General features: G+C 74.3%; 15 protein-coding genes. 7 read left to right on the forward strand and 8 right to left on the reverse strand.

What is annotated here, in order from left to right:
• Positions 1 to 32 precede the first annotated feature (32 nt).
• Complete coding sequence (locus OG455_RS33235) at positions 33 to 1,007, reverse strand: site-specific integrase (RefSeq protein ID WP_266299990.1); 975 nt, start codon at positions 1,005 to 1,007, stop codon at positions 33 to 35.
• Between the two features lie 207 nt (positions 1,008 to 1,214).
• On the opposite strand from OG455_RS33235, the gene OG455_RS33240 reads away from it, so the two are divergent.
• From OG455_RS33240 to OG455_RS33250, 3 genes are all read left to right on the forward strand, one after another.
• A complete protein-coding gene (locus OG455_RS33240) occupies positions 1,215 to 1,472 on the forward strand; it encodes a hypothetical protein (protein WP_266299991.1) in 258 nt (85 codons plus the stop codon).
• Positions 1,469 to 1,969 (forward strand): GNAT family N-acetyltransferase, encoded by a 501-nt coding sequence (locus OG455_RS33245; protein WP_266299992.1) that lies wholly within the window; start codon positions 1,469 to 1,471, stop codon positions 1,967 to 1,969. The genes OG455_RS33240 and OG455_RS33245 overlap by 4 nt, the downstream gene beginning before the upstream one ends.
• 335 nt (positions 1,970 to 2,304) lie before the next feature.
• Positions 2,305 to 2,613, forward strand: coding sequence for a cupin domain-containing protein (locus OG455_RS33250; RefSeq protein WP_266299993.1), 309 nt, complete (start codon positions 2,305 to 2,307; stop codon positions 2,611 to 2,613).
• 238 nt (positions 2,614 to 2,851) lie between these two features.
• Here OG455_RS33250 and OG455_RS33255 read toward each other — a convergent pair whose 3' ends face one another.
• From OG455_RS33255 to OG455_RS33285, 7 genes are all read right to left on the reverse strand, one after another.
• A complete protein-coding gene (locus tag OG455_RS33255) occupies positions 2,852 to 4,672 on the reverse strand; it encodes a non-ribosomal peptide synthetase (protein WP_266299994.1) in 1,821 nt (606 codons plus the stop codon).
• A gap of 158 nt (positions 4,673 to 4,830) precedes the next feature.
• Positions 4,831 to 7,857: a condensation domain-containing protein gene (locus OG455_RS33260; RefSeq protein ID WP_266299995.1), complete on the reverse strand. Its 3,027-nt coding sequence runs from the start codon at positions 7,855 to 7,857 to the stop codon at positions 4,831 to 4,833.
• Between the two features lie 56 nt (positions 7,858 to 7,913).
• Complete coding sequence (locus OG455_RS33265) at positions 7,914 to 9,128, reverse strand: cytochrome P450 (RefSeq protein ID WP_266299996.1); 1,215 nt, start codon at positions 9,126 to 9,128, stop codon at positions 7,914 to 7,916.
• A gap of 179 nt (positions 9,129 to 9,307) precedes the next feature.
• Complete coding sequence (locus tag OG455_RS33270; protein WP_266299997.1) at positions 9,308 to 10,102, reverse strand: hypothetical protein; 795 nt, start codon at positions 10,100 to 10,102, stop codon at positions 9,308 to 9,310.
• Positions 10,103 to 10,143: 41 nt separating this feature from the next.
• The gene (locus OG455_RS33275; protein WP_266299998.1) at positions 10,144 to 11,379 is read right to left on the reverse strand and encodes a cytochrome P450; all 1,236 of its coding nucleotides are present in this window, start codon (positions 11,377 to 11,379) and stop codon (positions 10,144 to 10,146) included.
• 163 nt (positions 11,380 to 11,542) lie between these two features.
• Complete coding sequence (locus OG455_RS33280; protein WP_266299999.1) at positions 11,543 to 11,779, reverse strand: acyl-CoA carboxylase epsilon subunit; 237 nt, start codon at positions 11,777 to 11,779, stop codon at positions 11,543 to 11,545.
• 57 nt (positions 11,780 to 11,836) lie between these two features.
• Positions 11,837 to 13,396: an acyl-CoA carboxylase subunit beta gene (locus OG455_RS33285; protein ID WP_266300000.1), complete on the reverse strand. Its 1,560-nt coding sequence runs from the start codon at positions 13,394 to 13,396 to the stop codon at positions 11,837 to 11,839.
• Positions 13,397 to 13,597: 201 nt separating this feature from the next.
• Between OG455_RS33285 and OG455_RS33290 the strand changes: the two genes are divergently transcribed.
• From OG455_RS33290 to OG455_RS33305, 4 genes are read left to right on the forward strand one after another with little or no spacing between them, the layout of a single operon-like run.
• Positions 13,598 to 15,415, forward strand: a complete 1,818-nt coding sequence (locus OG455_RS33290; RefSeq protein ID WP_266300001.1) for a fatty acyl-AMP ligase — start codon at positions 13,598 to 13,600, stop codon at positions 15,413 to 15,415.
• Entirely contained in the window at positions 15,412 to 17,163 is a 1,752-nt protein-coding gene (locus OG455_RS33295) for an acyl-CoA dehydrogenase (RefSeq protein ID WP_266300002.1), read from the forward strand. Before OG455_RS33290 ends, OG455_RS33295 begins: the two co-directional genes overlap by 4 nt.
• Before the next feature lie 31 nt (positions 17,164 to 17,194).
• Positions 17,195 to 17,506, forward strand: a complete 312-nt coding sequence (locus OG455_RS33300) for an acyl carrier protein (RefSeq protein ID WP_266300003.1) — start codon at positions 17,195 to 17,197, stop codon at positions 17,504 to 17,506.
• Positions 17,506 to 20,559: a type I polyketide synthase gene (locus OG455_RS33305; protein ID WP_266300004.1), complete on the forward strand. Its 3,054-nt coding sequence runs from the start codon at positions 17,506 to 17,508 to the stop codon at positions 20,557 to 20,559. Before OG455_RS33300 ends, OG455_RS33305 begins: the two co-directional genes overlap by 1 nt.
• Positions 20,560 to 20,565: the final 6 nt, after the last annotated feature.

Raw genomic sequence — 20,565 nt, forward strand, 5'->3', positions numbered from 1 at the left:
TTCGCGGGGCTCCGGATGAACTGGACTGGCTCCTACCTCTTGCTGTCGCCCGGGGCGAGCAAGCTGGTGACCTCGGCGATCGCCTCCGGGGAGGGCTTGAAGTAGCGACGGACGTTCTCCGTCTTCTTGTGCCGGGACTTCGCCATCAGCATCAGCAGGCTCGCGCCGGCCTCACCGAGGTGGGTCAGGGAGGAGTGCCGCCACTCGTGCAGGTCCCAGCAAGTGCCCGGCCCGCCGAGCGCGGTGTGCTCGTCCAACAGCGCGCGGGCCTGTCCGTAGGAGAGGCGGGCGAGCCCGGTATCCGGGCAGACGTCGCGCGGGCCGACGACCTTCCCGGGGCCAGGGCGGCGGTGGGTGACGAACACCGGTCCGCGGGTACGGCCCCTGAGGAGGCGAGGTAGTAGCCGGGCGGTGCCGGCATCCCAGTACACCGTCTCCAGCACGAAGTCCTCGCGCGCCTGGCCCCGGCGGCGGGCCTTGGGCTGAGCGCCCTTCGCCTTCACCCGGCAGCGCCGGCCAGCCAGATCCAGATCCTCGATGTTGACACCCAGGACCTCCTCCGCCCGGGCGCACGTCTCGTAGAGCATCCGCCACAGCGTCTTCTCCCGCAGGTGCACATCGCGGCGGGCGATCAGCCGGTCGATCGCCATCTTCGAGCGCACCGGGGTCTCCGAGTTCGGCGCCGCCAGCCGCCTTGCCCACACCGGCACTCTCGGCCCGTCGTAGCCGCGTTCGGCACACCAGCTCGTCCAGGACAGGACCGCGCCGCGGCGGGCGTTCCAGGTGTTCACCGCCGAGCTGCCCCACAGCAGCTCCAGCGCCTCCCCGAGCTCGTCGTCCGCCACCGAGTCGAACGGCCTGCCCTCGCCGATCCGCTCGGCGGTCTTTCCGACGGCGATGCCGTAGTTCCGGACGGTGTTCGGGTTGCCGAGCGAGTCGAGGAACAGGTCGGCCGCCGTCCGGACGGTCACCGCCTTCCCGGTCGGGAGCAGAACGACGGCGGGCACGGCATCCCCCTTGCCACAGATAACAGGGGCCGCTTCACGCAGCGTGCGAAAGACGCCGCCGCAGGTCGCGCTCAGTGATACCGCAGATAATAGGGCGTTATCTGTGGGAAGACTTCACCGCCGTCCTGAAGCCAACGACTCGCCAGCGGCCCACCAGTGGCGATCCGGCCTTAGCGCACGATCTGGCACGGATGTTCCTCAAGCCCCGTGTACGCACTGGCCGGAACGCTCTGGGCCTGCACCACAGGGAACTGGCATCTCGACTACGAGGCTGCCGCGATCGACCGGCGGGTCGTCGGCCCCGCAGGGCTGCGCGACGCCATTGCCGCCCGCCGCGTTCCCCTGGCGAGGGTGACCCCGTGGCCGGAGCTGCAGGACATCCTGTGCGAAGTCCTGCTCTCCGAGCCGGACAACCGGCCCACCGCCGGAGAACTCGCCGCCCTGATCGGCACGATGGAAACGTGATTGAACTGCGGGAACTGACTCCCGAGGACACCGGGGCGCTCCAGCAGATCTACAGCTCGGAATCGACCAGGTTCCTCGGACGCGGACCAATGAACGAAGCCGAAGCACTGCGCTACACGAGCGCCGCAATGGCCGCCGCAGCGCGGACGCCCCGCACGCGGTACGTCCTCGGTATCACCGTGCGTGCCGAGCTCCTCGGTGTCATCAAGCTCGATCGGGACGGCCCCGCCGCCACGATCAGCTATATCCTGCGCGTGGATGTCTGGGGAAGAGGCTACGCCACCAAGGGAGTTCGCAAGGTCCTCGCCTTGGGTCTCGGCCACCTCGGGCTGCCGGAGATCCGTGCCAAGCACCACCCGGACAACCCCGCCTCGGGGCGTGTCCTCACGAAATCCGGCTTCACCCCCGCCGGCAGGGTCGACGGGTTCGAGACCTACCTCATCCAGCCGCCGCCCCCTGTCCCAGCCGTCTGGCTTGAGGCCGGCCCCGAACAGTGAGAGCACCATGGAACGAGGTCAGCGACCTCGCCCACCCGGCCCGGGGCCGTCGCGGTAACACCCGGCAGCTCAGCCGGGACACTGACCAGGCTGTCGCCCATACGAGGGTGCAGAGCAGCGCGGCGAGTCGGGGCCCGAGGGTGGGGTCGAGTCGGTCCAGCAGCGGATTTCCGGTGGCGCGGGGCGGGGCAGGGCGGCTCCGCTGGGGGCCGTCGATGTCGAGGAAGGGCAGCCGGGTGGTCCGCGGTGCTGGTCATGGGCGCACGACAGCGCGGCGCGAGATTTTGCCGAACGGTCGACCAACGGCGGCCGTGGCGCGGGTAGCTTCGCTGACCATGAGTCCGATCAACGTGTTCGACACCGCGGCCGCGCTGCCGCGGGCCTGGCGGTCCCAGCTGCTCGGGCAGGTGGGGACGGCCCGGCTGAAGGTGCTGCGGATGGACGAGCTGCCCGTCGAGGAGGAGGTGCACGCTGCCGCCGAGCTGCTGTTCGTCCTCGACGGGCGGCTGGAACTTCACCTGGGGGAAGAGGACATGACGGTGCGTCAGGGCGAGGTCTGCGAGGTTCCGGCCGGGGTCCGGCACGCCGTGCGGGCCGGGAGCGCGGGCACGCTGGTGATCCTGGAGGTGGCCGAGCCGGGGTGAGCCGGGGTGAGGAGGCGCGAGGCGGCCTGCGGGGGGAGCGGCCGGCCGGCACTGTCGGTGTACCGGCCGGCCACCGGGTCGGGGGGGCTCCGGCCACCGGGATGCGGTGGGCTCCCACTGGTGTGACGGGCCGTGGGGTCCGTGCGGTTCACCGGCGGCGAGCGCCTGAACGTGTCCGGGGTCCCGCCGATCGATCGGCGGGACCCCGGACACCTCGGACACGTTCAGGCGCGGCGGCTCAGTCCACCCGTGCCGGGCTCGCCTCCAGGGTGCGGGCCAGGTCGCGGACGGTCGGCGCGTCGAAGATCTCCGCGAGCCGCAGCCGCACCGCGAACTGCTGCTCCAGGCGGCCAGCCAGTTGGGCGGCGGTCAGCGAGGTGCCGCCCAGGGCGAAGAAGGAGATGTCGCGCGGGACGGCGGCGACGCCGAGGATCTCGCGGAACAGGTCGGCGAGCAGCTGCTCGGTGGTGCCCCGCGGGCTGTCGCCGTCGGCGCCCTGGGTGCGCAGGCGCACGGCCAGGGCGGCCAGGGTGTGCCGGTCGACCTTGCGGTCCTCCAGCACCGGGAGCTGGTCGAGGCGGTGGATCTGGCCGGGGACCAGGTAGCCGGGCAGCGCCGCGGCGAGGGCGGTGCGCAGCTGGTCCTCGGTCAGCCGGCTGCCGCCGGAGGGGACGTAGAAGAGGCAGAGGTCCTCGCAGGCGCCGTCCGGGCCGGCCAGCGGGACCACCGCGCAGCTGCCCACGCCCTCGACCCGGCGGGCGCCCTGCTCGACGTCGTCCAGTTCGACCCGGAAGCCGCGCAGCTTCACCTGGCGGTCGGCGCGGCCCTCGAAGTGGATCAGGCCCTGCTCGGACCAGCGGCCCAGGTCGCCGGTCCGGTAGACCAGCACCGGCGCGCCGTCCTGGCCCAGCGGCAGGGCGACGAAGCGCTGCGCGGTCAGCCCGGGGTCGTTCAGGTAGCCGAGCGCGAGGCCCGCGCCGGAGAGGCAGATCTCGCCGGTCTCGCCGACGGCGCAGAGTTGGTCCGCGCCGTCCAGGATGTGCACGGCGGTGTTGTCGTAGGGGCGGCCGATCGGGATGCCGGGGCCGCTCTCGTCGCAGTCGGCGAGGGTGACCAGGTGGCCGGTGGCGGCGATGGTCGACTCGACCGGTCCGTACATGTTGTGCAGCGGGATGCCGGGGTGGCGCTCCAGGAACCGGCGGGCGTGGGTGGCGGAGAGCCGCTCGCCGCCGGTGCCCAGCACCTTCAGGCCGGCGAAGGCGTCCAGGTCGCTGTCGACCACCAGGTGGAAGACGGCGGTGGGCAGGAAGACGGTGTCCACGTCCTGCTCGGCGATCAGCTCGCGCAGCCGGCGGGCCAGTTCGAGGGAGTCCTGCTGGATCACGATGGTGCCGCCGCCGAGCAGCACGGCCCAGGAGTCCAGGCCGAAGGCGTCCCAGGTGGCGGCGAGCGACTGCGGCATCACGGCCCCGCCGCCGACCGGGGCGAAGGCCCACCGGTCGAAGAGGCGCACGTTGCCGCGGTGCGCGGTGAGCACGCCCTTGGGGGTGCCGGTGCTGCCGGAGGTGAAGAAGACGGCGCTCGGGTCGTCGCCGGTGACCGCGACCGGGGTGGGGCGCCGACCGGGCTCGACGGCCTCCACGGCGGGCGGCGCCCACGCGGGCTTCGCCCACGGGCCGGCCTCGGTGGTGACCAGCACCGGTCCGGCCAGCCGCTCCAGCAGGCCGTCCAGCCGGGGCCTGGGCCAGCGCGGGTCGAGCGCGGCATAGGCGGCGCCGCGCCGCAGCACGGCGAGCAGCACGGCCAGGAACTCCGGGGAGCGCGGCATCAGCACCGGGACCAGGGTGCCGGGGCCGACACCGAGTCGCTCCAGCTCGGCGGCGTAGGCGTGGGAGGCCTCGGCCAGTTCGGCGTAACCGACCCGGCGCTCGCCGTGGCGCACCGCGACGGCCCGCGGCCCGCGCTCGACGCACCAGTCGAAGAGCTCGTGCACGGTCTGTCCGCGGGTCGGCGGGTGGGGAGCCGGATTCCACTCCGGGTGGGGCGCTGGTCCTGCCACGGCTGGGTCCTCCTGGACACAAGAACGGACACGAGAAAGGGAGTCGGGGTGGGTGACGACGGCTGGGCGACGACAGTTGGGTGACGACGGCTGGGCGACGACAGCTGGGTGACGACGGCTGGGCGACGACAGCTGGGGCGGGCGCGCCGCGCCAGGGCTCAGGCGGCCCGCGCCACGGCGGTCATCCGGGCGGCCAGCGCCGCGGGCGTGGGGTGCTCGAAGGCGTCGGCCAGTCGCAGCCGGACCCCGGTGCGCTCCTCCACCCGCTGCACCAGCTGCGCGGCCAGCAGCGAATGGCCGCCGCTGGTGAAGAAGTTGGCGTCCGCGTCGAGGTCGGGGCGGCCGATCAGCTCCTGCCAGAGCCCGACCAGCAGCGGCAGGTGCTCGTCGCCGCCCGGGCCGGCCAGGGCCAGCGCCTCGGTGGCCACGGCGGGCAGTGCCAACTGGTCGACGGTGCCGTCCGGGGCGCTTGGCAGCGCGGCCAGCACGGCGATCCGGTCGGGAACGGCGGCGTGCGGCAGCCGCGCGGTGGCCAGGTCCTGGAGTTCGGCGATCAGCTGCGGGTCGTCCTGGCGCAGGCCGGGCACCCGCTGGACCAGGGCGACCAGCACGGGGTCGGCCGCACCAGGGCCGGGCAGCTCCAGCACGGCGGCGGCGGCCACCGAGGGGTGTCCGGCCAGCACCTGCTCGACCTGCTCGGGCTGGACCGCGCCGCCCTTGCGCCGCAGCCGGCGGCCCAGCTCGCCGAGCACCTCCAGGTCGCCCTCCCGGGTCCAGCGGCCCAGCAGGCCGGTGGGCGCCAGGGCGCCGGAGGCGGCGACGCGGATCTCGCCGCGCACCCCGATCGGCAGCGCGCCGCCATCGGGCGCGGTGACCTCGGCCCGCACGCCCGCCAGCGGCGTGAGCTCGGCCGGCACGCGGGTCCCTGCCGCTCGGAGCGCGGCCGCGCCCCACCAGCCGCGCAGCGTGTGCGGGCGGGCGCCGGCCGAGCGCAGCCGGGCGGCCAGCGCGAGGTTCAGGCCCGCGCCGGTGACCAGCACCGGGCGGTCGAGCAGCCTGCCCTCGACGGCGGCGAGCAGGCGCCACCAGTCGGTGGCGGGCGCCTGCAGCAGCGCGTCGGGGTGGGCCGCCAGGGTGTCGGTCAGCGCCGCCTCCTCGGCGGCGAGCACGATCCGCCCGCCGGTGGCGAGCGGCAGCCAGACCTCCAGCAGTGCGCCCTCGGCCCCCAGCGGTGAGCGCCACAGCGCGTCCACCCGGTGGGCCGCCGTGCTCGCCCCCGCTCCGTCGCCGGTGGCCAGCTGCTTCGAGAAGTGGGAGAGCAGGACCGCGAGCTGACGATGCGTCAGTTCACCCACCGCCTCCGCGTCCGGGTCCGGCGCGGCGGTGAGCGGCTCGGGCAGGCCGCCCTCGCCCGGCGCGGCCAGCGCCACCAGCGGCAGTCGCTCGGCCACCGCCGCCGAGGCGGCCCCGGGGGCGGCCAGCACCAGCTTCACGTCCGCGTCCGCGTCCGCCGTCAGCTCCGTCAGCGGGACGTAGGAGGCGCCGGCCAGCCAGCAGCCCAGGGCGGCCGCGAGCAGCTCGGCGCCGGGCGCCGCGCTGACGCCCACGGTGTCCGCGCGGCCCACGCCGTGCGCCACCAGCAGCTCACGGGTGGCCAGCGCGGCCTGCCACAGCTGCCGGTAGCTGACCGAGCGGGACGGCTCCTGGACGGCGACGGCGTCCGGCTCGGCGGCCACCCGGGCGGCGAGCGCCGGGACCAGCCCGGGGCCGTCGAAGGTGGGGCCGGCCGCCGCGCCCAGCACCGCGCGGTCGGTGTCGGAGAAGGCCGGCACCGCGCCGAGCGCCAGCTCCGGGTCCCGGCCGAGCCCGCTGAGCAGCTCGTCGTAGCGCTCCAGCAGCAGCTCCACCTCGTCGGCGGTGTGCACGTCGGTCGAGTAGATGGCCTTGATCTCGTAGCCCTCGCCGATCGGGACGATCAGGAACTCCAGGTCGAACTTGCTGCTCCCGGTCTCCACGATCTCCAGCCGCCCCGGCAGGCCGCCGATCCGGTACTCGCGGGTGCCGCGCCCGGGCAGGAAGTTGAAGACGTGCCGGAAGAGTGCCGAGCGCCAGGTCGCCTCGATCCGCGGCGCGTCGGCGAGCAGCACGTCCACCGGGGCGTCGGCGTGCGCGACCGCCTCCAGGAACCTGTCGCGGACCTGGCGGACGAAGTCCTTGAAGGTGGCCCCGAGGTCGATGGTGGTGCGCAGCGGCAGGATGTTCACGTGGTAGCCGATCGTCCGCTGGACCTTCTGGTCGCGGATGTTGACCGGCAGGCCGACCGCGAAGTCGGGACCCGCGCCGTGCCGGGCGAGCAGCAGGAAGTAGGCGGCCAGCAGCACCACCGCGTCCGGTGCCCGTAGTGAGCGCTGGGCGCCGCGCAGCATCGCCGAGGCCTCGGCGGAGAGCCGGTGCACCCGGTGGTCGCCGGCCAGCGTGCCGGAGCCGCCGGGGCGGCTGCCCAGCCACAGCTCGCCGCTGTCCGGGTCGAAGCCCTCCAGCTGGGCCCGCCAGTACGCGAGGCTCTTGTCGTCGGGCACCCGCTCCTCGAAGGTCGGCACCTCCTCGACCGGGATCGCGGTCAGGTCCTGGCCGCCGGCCGCCAGGTCGTAGACGTGGGCCAGCTCCTCCAGGAAGACGGTGCTGGAGGTGCTGTCGAAGACCAGGTGGTGCACGGCCAGGCAGAGCACATCGGCGTCGGCCGTGGAGAAGAGCGCCAGGCGGACCAGCGGGCTGCCGTCCAGCGGGAACGTTCGGGCGACGAACTCGCGCAGCCCCTCGGTGAGTTCGGTTTCGGAGGCGACGCGGTGGCGCTCCAGCGGCAGGGTGGCGGGCTCGGGTGGCAGCACCGCCTTGCGCAGGCTGGTCGCGTCGGCGTGGTAGACCGTGCGGAGCACCGGGTGGCGGCGCAGCAGCGCGTTCACCGAGGCCAGCACCAGATCCGGGTCAAGGCGGCCCTCGACCCGCACGGTGGCGCCGGGCACGTTGTTGACGTTGCTGCCCGGCACCAGCCGCTCCAGCAGCCACATCGCCTCTTCCTTGCGCGTGGCGGCGGGCCGCGTCGCGGCCGGCTGCGCGCCGGCCGGCTGTGTGTCGGCCGGCCGGCCATCGGCGCCCGGCGCCTGGCTGTTCTCGCGAGGGTCCATGTCCCCGTCTCCGTCCTCGTCCTCAGTAAGAAGTGTCCCGAAGGGCGTTCGGGGGATCAGCGGGCCGCTACCGGGAAGTGCCGCAGGCCGCGGGCCGAGGCGGAGACCCAGCGGTCCACCGGCCCGGTCTGGCGCAGCTCGGGCAGCCGGGCCGCCAGGGTGCGGAAGGCGACCTCGCCCTCCATCCGGGCCAGCGGCGCGCCCAGGCAGTAGTGCGGGCCGCCGGAGAAGGCCAGGTGCTCGGCCTTGGAGTTGCGGGTGATGTCGAAGAGTTCGGGCTCGGCGAAGACCGCCGGGTCGCGGTTGGCGGCCGCCGTCAGGACCGCGACCAGCGCGCCTTCGGGGATGGTGTGCCCGGCGATCTCCACCTCGCTGTGGGCGACCCGGGTGGCCAACTGCGCGGGGGAGTCCCAGCGCAGGGTCTCCTCGACCACGCCGGAGGCCAGGTCGGGGTCCTTGCGGAGCATCTCCCACTGCTCGGGGCGGTCCAGCAGGGCCAGGGTGCCGTTGGCGACCAGGTTGGTGGTGGTCTCGGTGCCGGCCACCGCGATGATGCCGCAGACGCCGATCGACTCTCGCCGGGTCAGCAGGCCCTCCTGCTCGGCGGCGACCAGCCGGCTGATCACGTCCTCGCCGGGTTCGGCGGCGCGCAGCTCCATCAGGTCGGAGAAGACCTCGTAGAGGCCGTCCACCGCGTACTGCAGCTCCTCGGTCTGCTCGGGCGAGACGAAGCCCTCCAGGACCAGCGCGGAGCCGTGGCAGCAGCGGTCGAACTTCTCCCGGAACTCCTCCGGGATCCCGAGCAGGCCGCGGATCAGCGCGATCGGCAGGTGCTTGGCGAAGTCCTGGACCAGGTCGAAGCCGCCCTCCAGGTCGAGCCGGTCGAGCAGTTCGTCGCAGACGTGCTCGACGTGCGGGCGGTAGCCGGACATCATCTTCGGGCTGAAGAGCGGGATCGAGAGGCGACGCAGCCGGGTGTGGTCCGGCGGGTCGAGCTTGAGGAAGGAGTCGTCCAGCGAGGAGAACTGCGGCGCCACCCGGGCGCCGTCGCCCCGGCGGGTGCCGAACCGGCCGTCACGCAGGATCTTGTTGCCCAGCGCGTGGTCGGCCGTCACCCAGGTGCCCAGCCGGCTCAGGTGCAGCGGACCGCGCGCCCTGACCTGCTCGAAGTACTGGTAGGGGTCCTCCTGGCCGCGCAGCAGCAGCGCGTACGGGTCGCCGAGCGCGCCCATGTACCAGATGAACCGCGAGGTCTGGAGATACTCTTCCATTTCCTGGTCCGTCGGGGCGGGCATCGGTCTCCTCAGGGGCGAGTGCGGACGTGCGGGGACGTGTGTGCGGGACGAGCGGGAGAGCGGGACGAGCGGCGAGCGCACGGAGCGCCGAGGCCCGCACAGGGGTTGGGGGCCTCGGCGCAGCTCGGTGGACGGTGCGTGCGGCTGACGCTCCGTCAGTTCAGGATCTCGGCCACGGCCTTGGCGACCTCGACGTCGCGCAGCAGGTCCGAGTGGTCGACGTCGAAGCGGTGCTCGGCGAGCACCTCGCCCGGGCTCTCCTCCAGTGCCGAGGAGCAGATCACGGTGGTGGCCGACAGGTCGAACTTGCCGGTGAACTCCGCCGCCGCGATCAGGTAGGAGACGTAGCCGCGGAACCAGGCCACCAGCTGCTCGCCCAACTCGGCGTTGAGGCCCAGCTTCTCGAAGGCCTTGTCGCCCAGCGAGCGGTAGATGGCCACGATCTCGGTGCGGAAGGCCTCCAGGTCCTCGCCGTTGCGGGCGGCCGCCTCCCAACCGGCCTTCTGCGCCTCGACCACGTCGACCTCGGAGAGCGAGGCGGTCAGTGACTCGATCACCTTGAAGAAGCCGAAGTGCAGGATCGTCCAGGCGGTGGACGGCGTCGGGTCGAAGAGCACCGGCTTGGGGCCCTGCACCTGCCAGCCGGCGATGCCGTCGGCGATCGCGCTGGCGAAGGCGCTGCTTGCGCAGTAGCCGAGCACCGCGGTGACCCGGCGGCCGCTGTCGCGCACCTCGTCCAGCCAGCGGGCCAGGTAGGCGTCGCCGTTCAGGCCCTCCTCCTCGCCGACCGGCGGGGCCAGCGTCTCCCAGATCGACACGCCGGCGCCGAGGTTGGCCGAGAGGTCGCGGAAGCCCGCCTCCCGGCGGCCGTTGACCGAGTAGTCGACGGCGAGCACCAGGTCGCCCTCGCCGGTGTCGTTGAGGATGTCCCAGGAACTGCTGCTTGCCATGATTCCATCCAGGTTCGCTAAAAGGGGCGGAGCGAGGGCTGTTACGCCGTCACCGGGAAGCGGTGCAGGCCGCGGATCGAGGAGGCCATCCGCCGCCGCACCGGTCCCGCCTGGCGCAGCGTGGGCATCCGGTCGACCAGCACGCGGAAGCAGATCTCGGCCGCCGTCCTGGCCAGGGCCGCGCCCAGGCAGAAGTGGATTCCGGTGGAGAAGGTGAGGGACTCGGGGCCGCCCTCGCGGGTGATGTCGAAGCGGTTCGGATCGGGGTAGGCCTGCGGGTCCCGGTTCGCGCCGCCGGTCAGGATGATGACCGAGTCGCCGGCCTCGATCCGGACCCCGGCCAGCTCCACGTCCACGTGGGCGACCCGGCTGATCAGCTGGTTCGGCGGGTCGTAGCGCAGCGTCTCGTCGACCACCTTGGGCGCCAGGTCCGGATCGGCGAGCAGCAGCTCCCACTGGTCGCGGTGCTCCAGCAGGGCGAGCAGGCCGTTGCCCATCAGGTGCGAGGTGGACTCGGTGCCGGCGATGGAGAGCAGCCCGAGCACCCCGATCACCTCGTCCATGGTGACCCCGCCCTGGCCGTAGGAGGCGAGCAGCTCGCTGACCACGTCGTCGCCCGGCTCGGCGCGGCGCAGCTCGACCAGCTCGGTCAGCACCTCGCGCAGGTCGGTGACGGCGGTCTCCAGCTCCTCGTACTGCTCGGGGGAGGCGAAGCCCTCGAACACCCGGCCCGTGGTGGTGCAGTTGCGGTCGAAGCGCTCGGCGGCGGCGGCCGGCACCTGGAACAGGTCGCGGACCAGGGTGTTCATCAGTGGCCGGATCAGCTGGTCCATCAGGTCGAAGACCGCGCCGGGCTCCACGGCGTCCAGCAGCTCGTGGCAGAGCGCCTCGATCCGCGGGCGCTGCGCGTTGAACCGGCGGGCGCCGAAGAACGGGGTGACCATCCGGCGCAGCCGGGTGTGGTCCGGCGGGTCCAGCTTGAGGAAGGAGTCGTCCATCGAGGTGAACTGGGCCAGGTCGCGGGTGCCGTCGGCCCGGCGCACGCCGAACCGGCGGTCGCGCAGGATGCCCAGCGCCAGCTTGTGGTCCGCGGTCACCCAGGGGCCGACCTTGCTGCGGTGGATCGGCCCCAGCTCGCGCGCCTGCTCGCAGAAGCGGTAGGGGTTGACCTGACGCAGCAGCAACTTGGCGTAAGGATCGCCGAGTTCGCTCATCTGCCAGACGAAGGTGGCAGTCTTGGCCTGCTCCTGGAGCTGGTCGCCCGCCGGAATAGTCATCAGGATCCTTAGCCAGTGGTGAACCGTGGTGCCGCGCGGCCTTCCGGCTGGAAAGCTAGCTGCGGGCTGGGTGGGGCGAGAACCCCTAGCGGGTCCGGGTGGACCCCACAGAGCGCGTCGGCCGGCGGCCGGGTGCGCGCGACCGGTGGGCCGGCGCCGGGTGCTACCGGATCGCCCAGCTGCCGGCCTGCCGGTAGGAGCCGCGCCGGCCGGGCCGCCAGCCCGAGCCGGCGGCCTCCTCGGCCTCCTCGGCGGCCGCCTGGGCCGCCTGGGCCGCCAGCGCCGCCGCGCGGGCGCGCAGCAACACGGCCGTGACGGCGGCCAGTTCCGCCGCGTCCGGGCGGCCGGCCACGACCCGCAGCAGCGCGGGTCCTGGTGCGGGCGTGGGTGCCGCAGACACCTGCTCTCCCCTCTGTCCGTCCATCAACTCTGGCCGCCCGTCAACTCCGTGTGCCCGTCAGAACGGCGGGTTGCCGTGCTTGCGCTCGGGCAGCGGCGCGTGCTTGGCGCGCAGCACCTCCAGCGCGTCGATCAGCACCGCCCGGGTCCTGGCCGGGTCGATCACGTCGTCCACCAGGCCGCGTTCGGCCGCGTAGTACGGGTGCATCAGCTCCTGCCGGTACTGCTTGACCCGCTGCGCCCGGGCGGCCTCCGGGTCGTCGGAGGCGGCGATCTCGCGGCGGAAGACCACGTTGGCCGCGCCCTCGGCGCCCATCACGGCGATCTCGTTGGTCGGCCAGGCGTAGGAGAGGTCGGCGCCGATCGAGCGCGAGTCCATCACGATGTAGGCGCCGCCGTAGGCCTTGCGCAGGATCACCTGCACCCGGGGCACGGTGGCCGCGCAGTAGGAGTAGAGCAGCTTGGCGCCGTGCCGGATGATCCCGCCGTGCTCCTGGTCGCCGCCGGGCAGGAAGCCGGGCACGTCGACCAGGGTGACCAGCGGGATGTTGAAGGCGTCGCAGGTCTGCACGAAGCGCGCCGCCTTCTCCGAGGCGTGGATGTCGAGCACGCCGGCCAGCGAGGCGGGCTGGTTGGCCACCACACCGACCACGTGGCCGTCGAGCCGGGTCAGCGCGCAGATGATGTTGGTCGCCCAGGTGGCGTGCACCTCGAAGAGGTCGCCGTCGTCGACGATCTCCTCGATCACCGCGCGCATGTCGTAGGAGCGGTTGGGGTCGGCCGGCACCAGCTCCAACAGGCGCTCGTTGACCCGGTCCACCGAATCGCCGGGGCTCACCCGGGGCGGCAGCTCGCGGTTGTTGGCGGGCAGCAGCGAGATCAGGTGCCGCACCTCGGCCAGGCAGTCCTCCTCGGTGTCGTAGAGGAAGGCGCTGGCCCCGGAGACCGAGGAGTGCACCTCGGCGCCGCCGAGCCCGTTGTGGGTGATCTGCTCGCCGGTCACCGCCTGCACCACGTCGGGCCCGGTGATGTACATCTGGGCGATGTCGCGGACCATGAAGACGAAGTCGGTCAGCGCGGGGGAGTAGGTGGCGCCGCCCGCGCAGGGGCCCAGCATCACCGAGATCTGCGGGATCACCCCGGAGGCGGCCACGTTGCGGCGGAAGATGCCGCCGTAGCCGGCCAGCGCGGTGACGCCCTCCTGGATCCGGGCACCGGCCCCGTCGCTGAGCGAGACCAGCGGCGCGCCGGCCGCCAGGGCCAGGTCCATCACCTTGTGGATCTTCTCGGCGTGCGCCTCGCCCAGCGAGCCGCCGAAGATCCGGAAGTCGTGGGCGTAGGTGAAGACCGTGCGGCCCGCCACCTTGCCCCAGCCGGTCACCACGCCGTCGGTCGGCGGTCGGCGGTCCTCCAGGCCGAACCCGGTGGCCCGGTGCCGGCGCAGCTGCTCGATCTCGCGGAACGTGCCCGGGTCGAAGAGGAGTTCAAGACGCTCGCGCACGGTGAGCTTGCCGCGCTGGTGCTGGGCCTCGGTGGCGGCCAGCGAGGGGCCGAACTCGGCGTCCTCCTTGACCGCGCGCAGCTCGGCCGCTCTCACCCGGAGGTCGGTAGCAGACATACTCCACCCATCTGGTCGGTCGAGGCCGTCGGGGCCCTGCACAGGCCCTGGTTCCGACCGAGGATCACCTCGCCCCGTCCGGCCTGAGCACCCCTGGCCACCCCTGTCCGAGGGGGGTGTGACGTTTAAGGGCCGCTTTAGCGCTGACGAGTGAGGATCACGTGTCGACAGCAGACGAACAGCACGAGGGGGATACCGGGAATGGCCGCACCGCGATTCGACACGTTCACCCAGCTGCTGCGGGCCCGGGCGGCCGAGCTCGCGGAGCAGGACGTCCACGTCCACCTGCGGGACGCGCCCGGCGGACCGGTGGCCGAGCACCTGACCTACGGCCGGCTCGACCGCGAGGCCCGGCGGATCGCCTCCTGCCTGCAGTCGCTGGGCGCCACCGGTGAGCCGGTGCTGCTGCTGCACACCTCCACCACCCGCTTCCTGACCGCCTTCGCGGCCTGCCTGTACGCCGGCGCGGTCGCCGTCCCGGCCCCCATGCCGGGCGACGGCGGCCACGGCAAGCGGCTGCACCGCGCCGGCTCGGTGCTCGCCGACACCGGCGCGCGCCTGGTGCTGACCGACAGCGAGGGCGCCCCCGAGGTATCGCTCTGGCTCGCCCAGGCGAACCGGCAGGACGTGGTCTGCCTGGCCATCGACCTGCCCGAACTCGGCGCTCCCGAGGACTGGCGCGAGGTGCCCGCCGGCCCGGACGACCTGGCCTTCCTGCAGTACACCTCGGGCTCGGTGGCCGACCCGCGCGGCGTGATGGTGACGCACCGCAACCTGCTGGCCAATCAGGAGTCGCTGCGCTCCCTGCTGGGCACCACCGCGGCGGACCGGTTCGGCAGCTGGCTGCCGTACTACCACGACATGGGCCTGATCGCGCACCTGCTGCACCCGGTGCTGCTCGGCAGCTTCTCGGTGCAGGTCGCGCCCGACTCCTTCGTGCGGCGCCCGCTGCGCTGGCTGCAGGCGATCGAGCGCTACGGCGTGACCGTGGCCGGCGGCCCCAACTTCTGCTACGACCTGTGCGTGCGCCGGATCACCGACGAGCAGCTGGCGGGCCTCGACCTGTCCCGCTGGCGCCTCGCGCTGAACGGCGCCGAGCCGGTGCGGGCCGAGAGCCTGCGGGCCTTCGCCGAGCGCTTCGCCCCCACCGGGTTCGACCCCGGGGCGCTCTTCCCCGCCTACGGTCTGGCCGAGGCCACGCTGGTGGTCTCCGGCGGCGAGCCCGGCGCCGGCCCCACCGAGCGCGTCGTGGACCCGCTCGCGCTGGAGCGCGACCAGCTGCTGCCGGCCCTGCCGGGGCGGCCCGCCCGGACCCTGGTGGGCTGCGGTCGGCCGGTCGGCCTGCGGGCGCGGATCGTCGACCCGACCACCCGCCGGGCGCTGCCCGACGGCGCCGTCGGCGAGATCTGGCTGCGCGGCGAGAGCGTGGCGCGCGGCTACTGGAAGCGGCCCGGCGAGAGCGAGCTGACCTTCGCCGCCGCGCTGGCGGACGGCGAGGGCCCGTTCCTGCGCACCGGCGACCTCGGCGTGCTGGACGAGGGCGAGCTGTTCGTCACCGGCCGGCTCAAGGAGCTGGTGATCCTCAACGGCCGCAACATCTACCCGCAGGACATCGAGTGGGCCGCCCGCTCGGTGCGCCCGGCGCTGACCCTGGGCTTCGGCGCGGCCTTCGCCGTGGAGGCCGACCGCGAGCAGCTGGTGCTGGTCCAGGAGGTGCGCGGAGCCGGTGCCGACCCGCAGGCGCTGCGCACCCTGGCGCACGCGATCCAGGCGCTGATCGGCCGCGAGTTCAGCATCCCGGCGGGCAACGTGCTGCTGGTGCCCCCGGGCACCGTGCGGCGCACCACCAGCGGCAAGGTCCAGCGCACCACCATGCGCAGGCTCTTCCTGGCCGGCGCGCTGCAGGGCGAGTACGAGGTGCTCACCCCGCAGGTGCACGAGCTGGTCAGGTCCCGGGCCGTCGAGCTCGGGGACGACCTGCTGCCGCCGCTCACCGCCGAGGGGGCCCGCGCGTGGTGAGCGCCGCCCCGGCCGCCGCCCCCGCCGCCCGGCGGAAGGCCGAACTGCCACTGCGGGTGGCCGAGTTGGAGGACCGCCTCGGCGATCCCACCGACCCCGGCAACCCGCTGGGCTTCGCCGCCCTGATGCGCGCCGACCGGGCCGCCGTGCCGTTCACCGAGGGCGAGGCGGTGCTCGACGAGCTCGGCCTCGCCCGCGAGTTCGTGCCGCGCGAGCTGGGCGGCCGGCTCACCCGGATGGACCACCTGGTGCGGATGCTGCGCCCGGTCTTCCGCCGGGACGTTGGCCTGGGCATGGGCTACGGGATGCTCAGCTACATGGCGGCCAACGACGTCTGGGCCACCGGTGACGAGCGCCAGCGCCGCTGGCTGGCCGCGCTGCTGCTCGGCGGCGCGCGGGCCACCATCGCCCAGCACGAGACCGCGCACAGCAACGACTACGTGCGCAGCCAGATGACCGCCCGCCCGGTGCCGGGCGGCTTCCTGCTGAACGGCGCCAAGCCGGTGATCAGCAACCTGGACCGGGCCGAGGCGCTGGTGCTGTTCTGCCGCACCGACCCGGCCCCGGGCAGCGGCAGCCAGTCGGTGCTGCTGCTCGACCCCGGCGAGCTGCCGCGCGAGCACGCCACCATCCTGCCGCGCCACCTGGCGGTGGGCCTGCGCGGCCTGCGCTTCGCCGGCCTGGAGTTCCGCGACTGCCCGATCCCGCGTGAGGCGCTGCTCGGCGAGCAGGGCGGCGGGATCGCCACCGCCGAGCGCTCGTTCCAGATCAGCCGCACCGTGGTCAGCGCCCTGGCGGTGGCGGCGGTGGACACCAACCTGCGCACCGCGCTCTCCTTCGACCGCGAGCACCGGGCGCGCGGCTGGCGCACCGCGGGCAACGACTCGGCCACCACCGAGGCGGCGTTCACCGGCGCCTTCGTCAACCTGTTGCTCTACGACAGCCTCGCGGTGGTGGCCCTGCGGGCGCTGCACCTGCGCCCGGCCGAGACGAGCGTCTACTCCGCCGCGCTCAAGTACCTGCTGCCGCAGCTGCCGGTCGCGGCCATGTACGACCTGTCGATCGTGCTGGGGGCCGGCTTCCACACCACCGAGGGCACCCGCGGCATCTTCCAGAAGCACATCCGCGACGTGCCGGTGCTCAGCCTGGGCCACGCGGGCACCGTCGCCTGCCAGTCGACGCTGATCCCGCAGCTGCCCCGGCTGGCCGCCCGCTCCTGGTTCCGGGAGGAGGCCGCGCCGGCCGCGCTCTTCGCCCCGCACGGGGACCTGCCCACGCTGGACACCGCCGCGATCGGCCTGGCCAGCGGGCGGGACAGCCTGACCGCCGCCCTGGTCACCGCCGCCGAGCGGATCCCCGGGCGCAGCCCGGCCGAGCGCGCGCTGCGCGAGCTGGCCGAACTGCTCACCGGGGAACTGCGCGAACTGCGCGACCGGGTGCTGGCGATGACGGCCGGCGGGCGGGCGGTGCCCGTCGGCGCCGCCTGCTTCGCCCTGGTGGACCGCTACGCCCTGCTGCTGGCGGCCGCGGCGGTGCTCGGCGTCTGGCTGCGGGGCCAAGGCGGCGGCGACCCGTTCCTGGCCGACGCCTCCTGGGCGGCGGCGGCCCTGCAGCAGGTCGCCCGGCGGCTGGGCGCCGCTCCGGTGGAGCTGCCGCCCGAGTGCGCGCTGCGGATCGGCCACGAGATCCAGCTGCGCCACACCACGCGGCGCACCTTCGACCTCTTCAACACCCCCGTTCCCGGCTGACCGGCCCGGCCACGCCCGAAGGAGACCCGCCATGACAACATCCGCGCACCAGAGCGCCGCCGCGTCCGCCGCCCTGCTCGCCGAGGGCGGCAAGCCGCTGCAGGAGTGGCTGCTCGACCGCCTGTCCTGCTACCTGGAGCGCCCGGCGCTGGCCATCGACCCGGACGTGCCGCTGGCGGAGTACGGCATGGACTCGGTCTGTGCGCTGAGCCTGTGCGGCGACCTGGAGGAGGTCTTCGGCCTGGAGGTCGACCAGACCCTGCTCTGGGACCACCCCACCGTCCGCGCGCTGCTCGGCTTCCTGGCCGAGGAGCTGCCCAAGGCGGCGGAGGAGCGGAGCTGATGGGTGAGCTGGCCATCGTCGGGATGGACTGCGCGTTCCCCGGCGCGGCGGGCCTGGAGGCCTACTGGGAGCTGCTGCTGCGCGGCGGCAAGGTGAGCGCCGAGGTGCCCGAGCGGCGCTGGGAGGCGGCCACCGTGCCGGGGCTGCCCGCGCCGGTCGGCCTGCTGGCCGACGCCGACGTCTTCGACCACGAGTTCTTCACCGTCACCCCGCGCGAGGCGGCCGTGATGGACCCGCACCACCGGCTGCTGCTGCACTGCGCCTGGCGGGCGCTGGAGGACTCGGGGCGCCCGCCCACCCGGCTGACCGGCACCGACACCGGGGTCTACGTCGGCGTGATGGGCGGCGAGTGGGGCCGGCTCACCATGGCCGACCCGGCCCGCGTCACCCCGCAGTTGGGCGCGGGCGGCAGCGCGGGGATGACCGCCAACCGGATCTCCTACCACCTCAACCTGACCGGACCGAGCATCGCGGTGGACACCGCCTGCTCCTCCGCGCTGGTCGCGGTGCACCTGGCGGGCAACGCGCTGCTCGCCGGGGAGTGCGACACCGCGCTGGCCGCGGGAGTGAACCTCCAGCTCACCCCCGCGCTCAACCAGGTCTACGCCCAGCTCGGCCTGGCCGCGCCGGACGGGCGGTGCAAGCCGTTCAGCGCACGGGCCGACGGGATCGGGCGCGGCGACGGCCTCGGCGCGGTGGTGCTGCGCCGGCTGGCCGACGCGCAGGCCGACGGGCAGCGGATCTACGCCGTGCTCAAGGCCACCGCCGTCAACCAGGACGGCCGCAGCAACGGGGTGACCGCGCCCAACCGCTGGGCCCAGCAGCAGCTGCTGCAGGCCGCCTACCGGCGGGCCCGGGTCGCCCCCGAGCAGATCGCCTTCATCGAGGCGCACGGCACCGGCACCGCGCTGGGCGACGCCATCGAGTGCGCGGCGCTCGGCGCGGTGCACGGGGTGCCGCGGGCGCGTCCGCTGGCGATCGGCTCGGTCAAGGGCAACCTGGGGCACACCGAGGGCGCCGCCGGGATCGCCGGGCTGATCAAGGTCGCGCTGGCGCTGCACCACCGGATCGTCCCGGCCAGCCAGGGCGCCGAGCAGGTCAACGAGCAGCTCAGACTGGCGGAGCGGGGCCTGGCGCTGCTCCGCTCGCCGCTGCGGCTGCCGGCCGGCGAGCAGCTGGCGGGCGTGTCCAGCTTCGGCATGGGCGGCACCAACGCGCACGCCGTGCTGGCCAGCGCCCCGCCCGCCCGGCGCCCGGCCGCGGCCCGCCGCCCGGCCGCCGCCGGGGTCTTCACGCTCACCGCCGACACCCCCGCCGCGCTGCTGCGCAACCTGGCCGCCCAGGCCGAGGCGCTGGCCAAGCGCCCGCGCTCGGCGGCGGCCGCGCTCTGCTGGAGCAGCAACCGCGCCCGCACCGGCCTGCCCTACCGCTTCGCGGCCACCGTGCGCGACAGCGCCGAGCTGGTCGACGAGCTGCGCCGGGCCGCCGGCGCGGACGGTGGGCCGCAGAGCCTGCAACGCCCCTGGGAGAAGCCGGTGGTGGCCTTCGTCTTCACCGGCCAGGGCTGCCAGTACCCGGGCATGACGGCCGGCCTGCACCGCGAGTCGGCCCCCTACCGGCGCCACCTGGCCGCCGCCGACGAGGCCCTGCGGCCCCATCTGGGCTTCTCGGTGGCCGAGTCGATCCTCGGCGGCGACGAGCGGATCCACGACCCGCTGCACTCCCAGCCCGCGCTCTTCGCCGTCGGCTACGCGCTGGCCCGCACCCTGACCGACCTCGGCGTGGTGCCGGCCGCCGTCACCGGGCACAGCCTCGGCGAGATCGCCGCCGCCACCATCGCCGGCGCCCTGGGCCTGGACAGCGCGGCCGAGTTGGTCGCCGAGCGGGCCAAGGCGATGGAGGCCACCGAGCCCGGCGGCATGCTCGCGGTCCGGGCCGGCGCCGCCGAACTCGGCGAACTCCTGCTCGACGAGCCGCAGGTGGTGATCGCCGCCGTCAACGGCCCGCAGGACACCGTGCTCTCCGGCGCGGGCGAGGCACTGGCGCGGATCGAGGCGCGGCTCACCGGGCGTGGTCTGCGCAGCCGCGCGCTGCGGGTCTCGCGCGCCTTCCACTCCCCGCTGATCGCCCCGGCCGCCGAGCGGCTGCGCGGGCTCGAACTGGACGTGGCGGCGCCGGTCATCCCGCTGGCCTCCACCCGGCGCGGAGCGCTGCTCGGCACCGAGCCGATGGACGCCCGGTACTGGGCCGGCCACGCCGCCGAACCGGTGCTGTTCGCCGACGCCGTCAGCGCGCTGGTGGCCCAGGCGGCCCCCACCCACCTGGTGGAGATCGGCCCGCAGCGCCAGTTGCTCGCGCTGGTGCGCCGCGCCGCGCTGGCCCCCGGCGCCCGGCTGCTGCACCCGGCCCCCGGGCCCGAGGCCACCGGGCACGAGCTCGCCGACCTGCTCGCCACCCTCTACCTGGCCGGCCTCGACCCGCACTGGGAGGAGCTCTACGAGCCCGAGGACCGGCGCGCCGAGCGGCTGCGGCCCTACGTCTTCGCCACCGAGCACCGGTTCCGCTGGAGCGCCGCCGCCTCGCCCGCCGCCTCGCCCGGCGCCGGCGCGCGCGCAACCGCGCGCCCGCTGGTGGACGTCTCAGCACTGGCAACAGCGGCAACAGCGGCCACAACGGCAACGGCAGCCGTAACGGCGACGGCAGCCGCAACGGCGACGGCAGCCACAACGGCGACGGCAGCGACGGCGGCCCAGGCGCCGTCGGCGGCGGTGCGCCCGGCACCGGGCACCGCGCCGCCCTCCCCGCTGCTGGCCGCCGTGATCGAGACGGTGGCCGAGCTGGGCGGCTATCCCGAGGGGCGGGTGGTGGGAGCGGCCCGGTTCTACGAGGACCTGGCCTTCGACTCCGTGATGACCGTGCAGCTCAAGGACCGGATCGAGAGCCGGCTGCCGCAGCTGGGCCCGGTCCCGGTGCGTGACCTGCTGCCGGCGCTGCGCACGGTCGACTCGCTGACGGCGTTCCTGGCTGAACTGATCACGGAGCAGGCCGCGTGACTGGGA

Source organism: Kitasatospora sp. NBC_01287, assembly GCF_026340565.1.
GTDB lineage: Bacteria > Actinomycetota > Actinomycetes > Streptomycetales > Streptomycetaceae > Kitasatospora.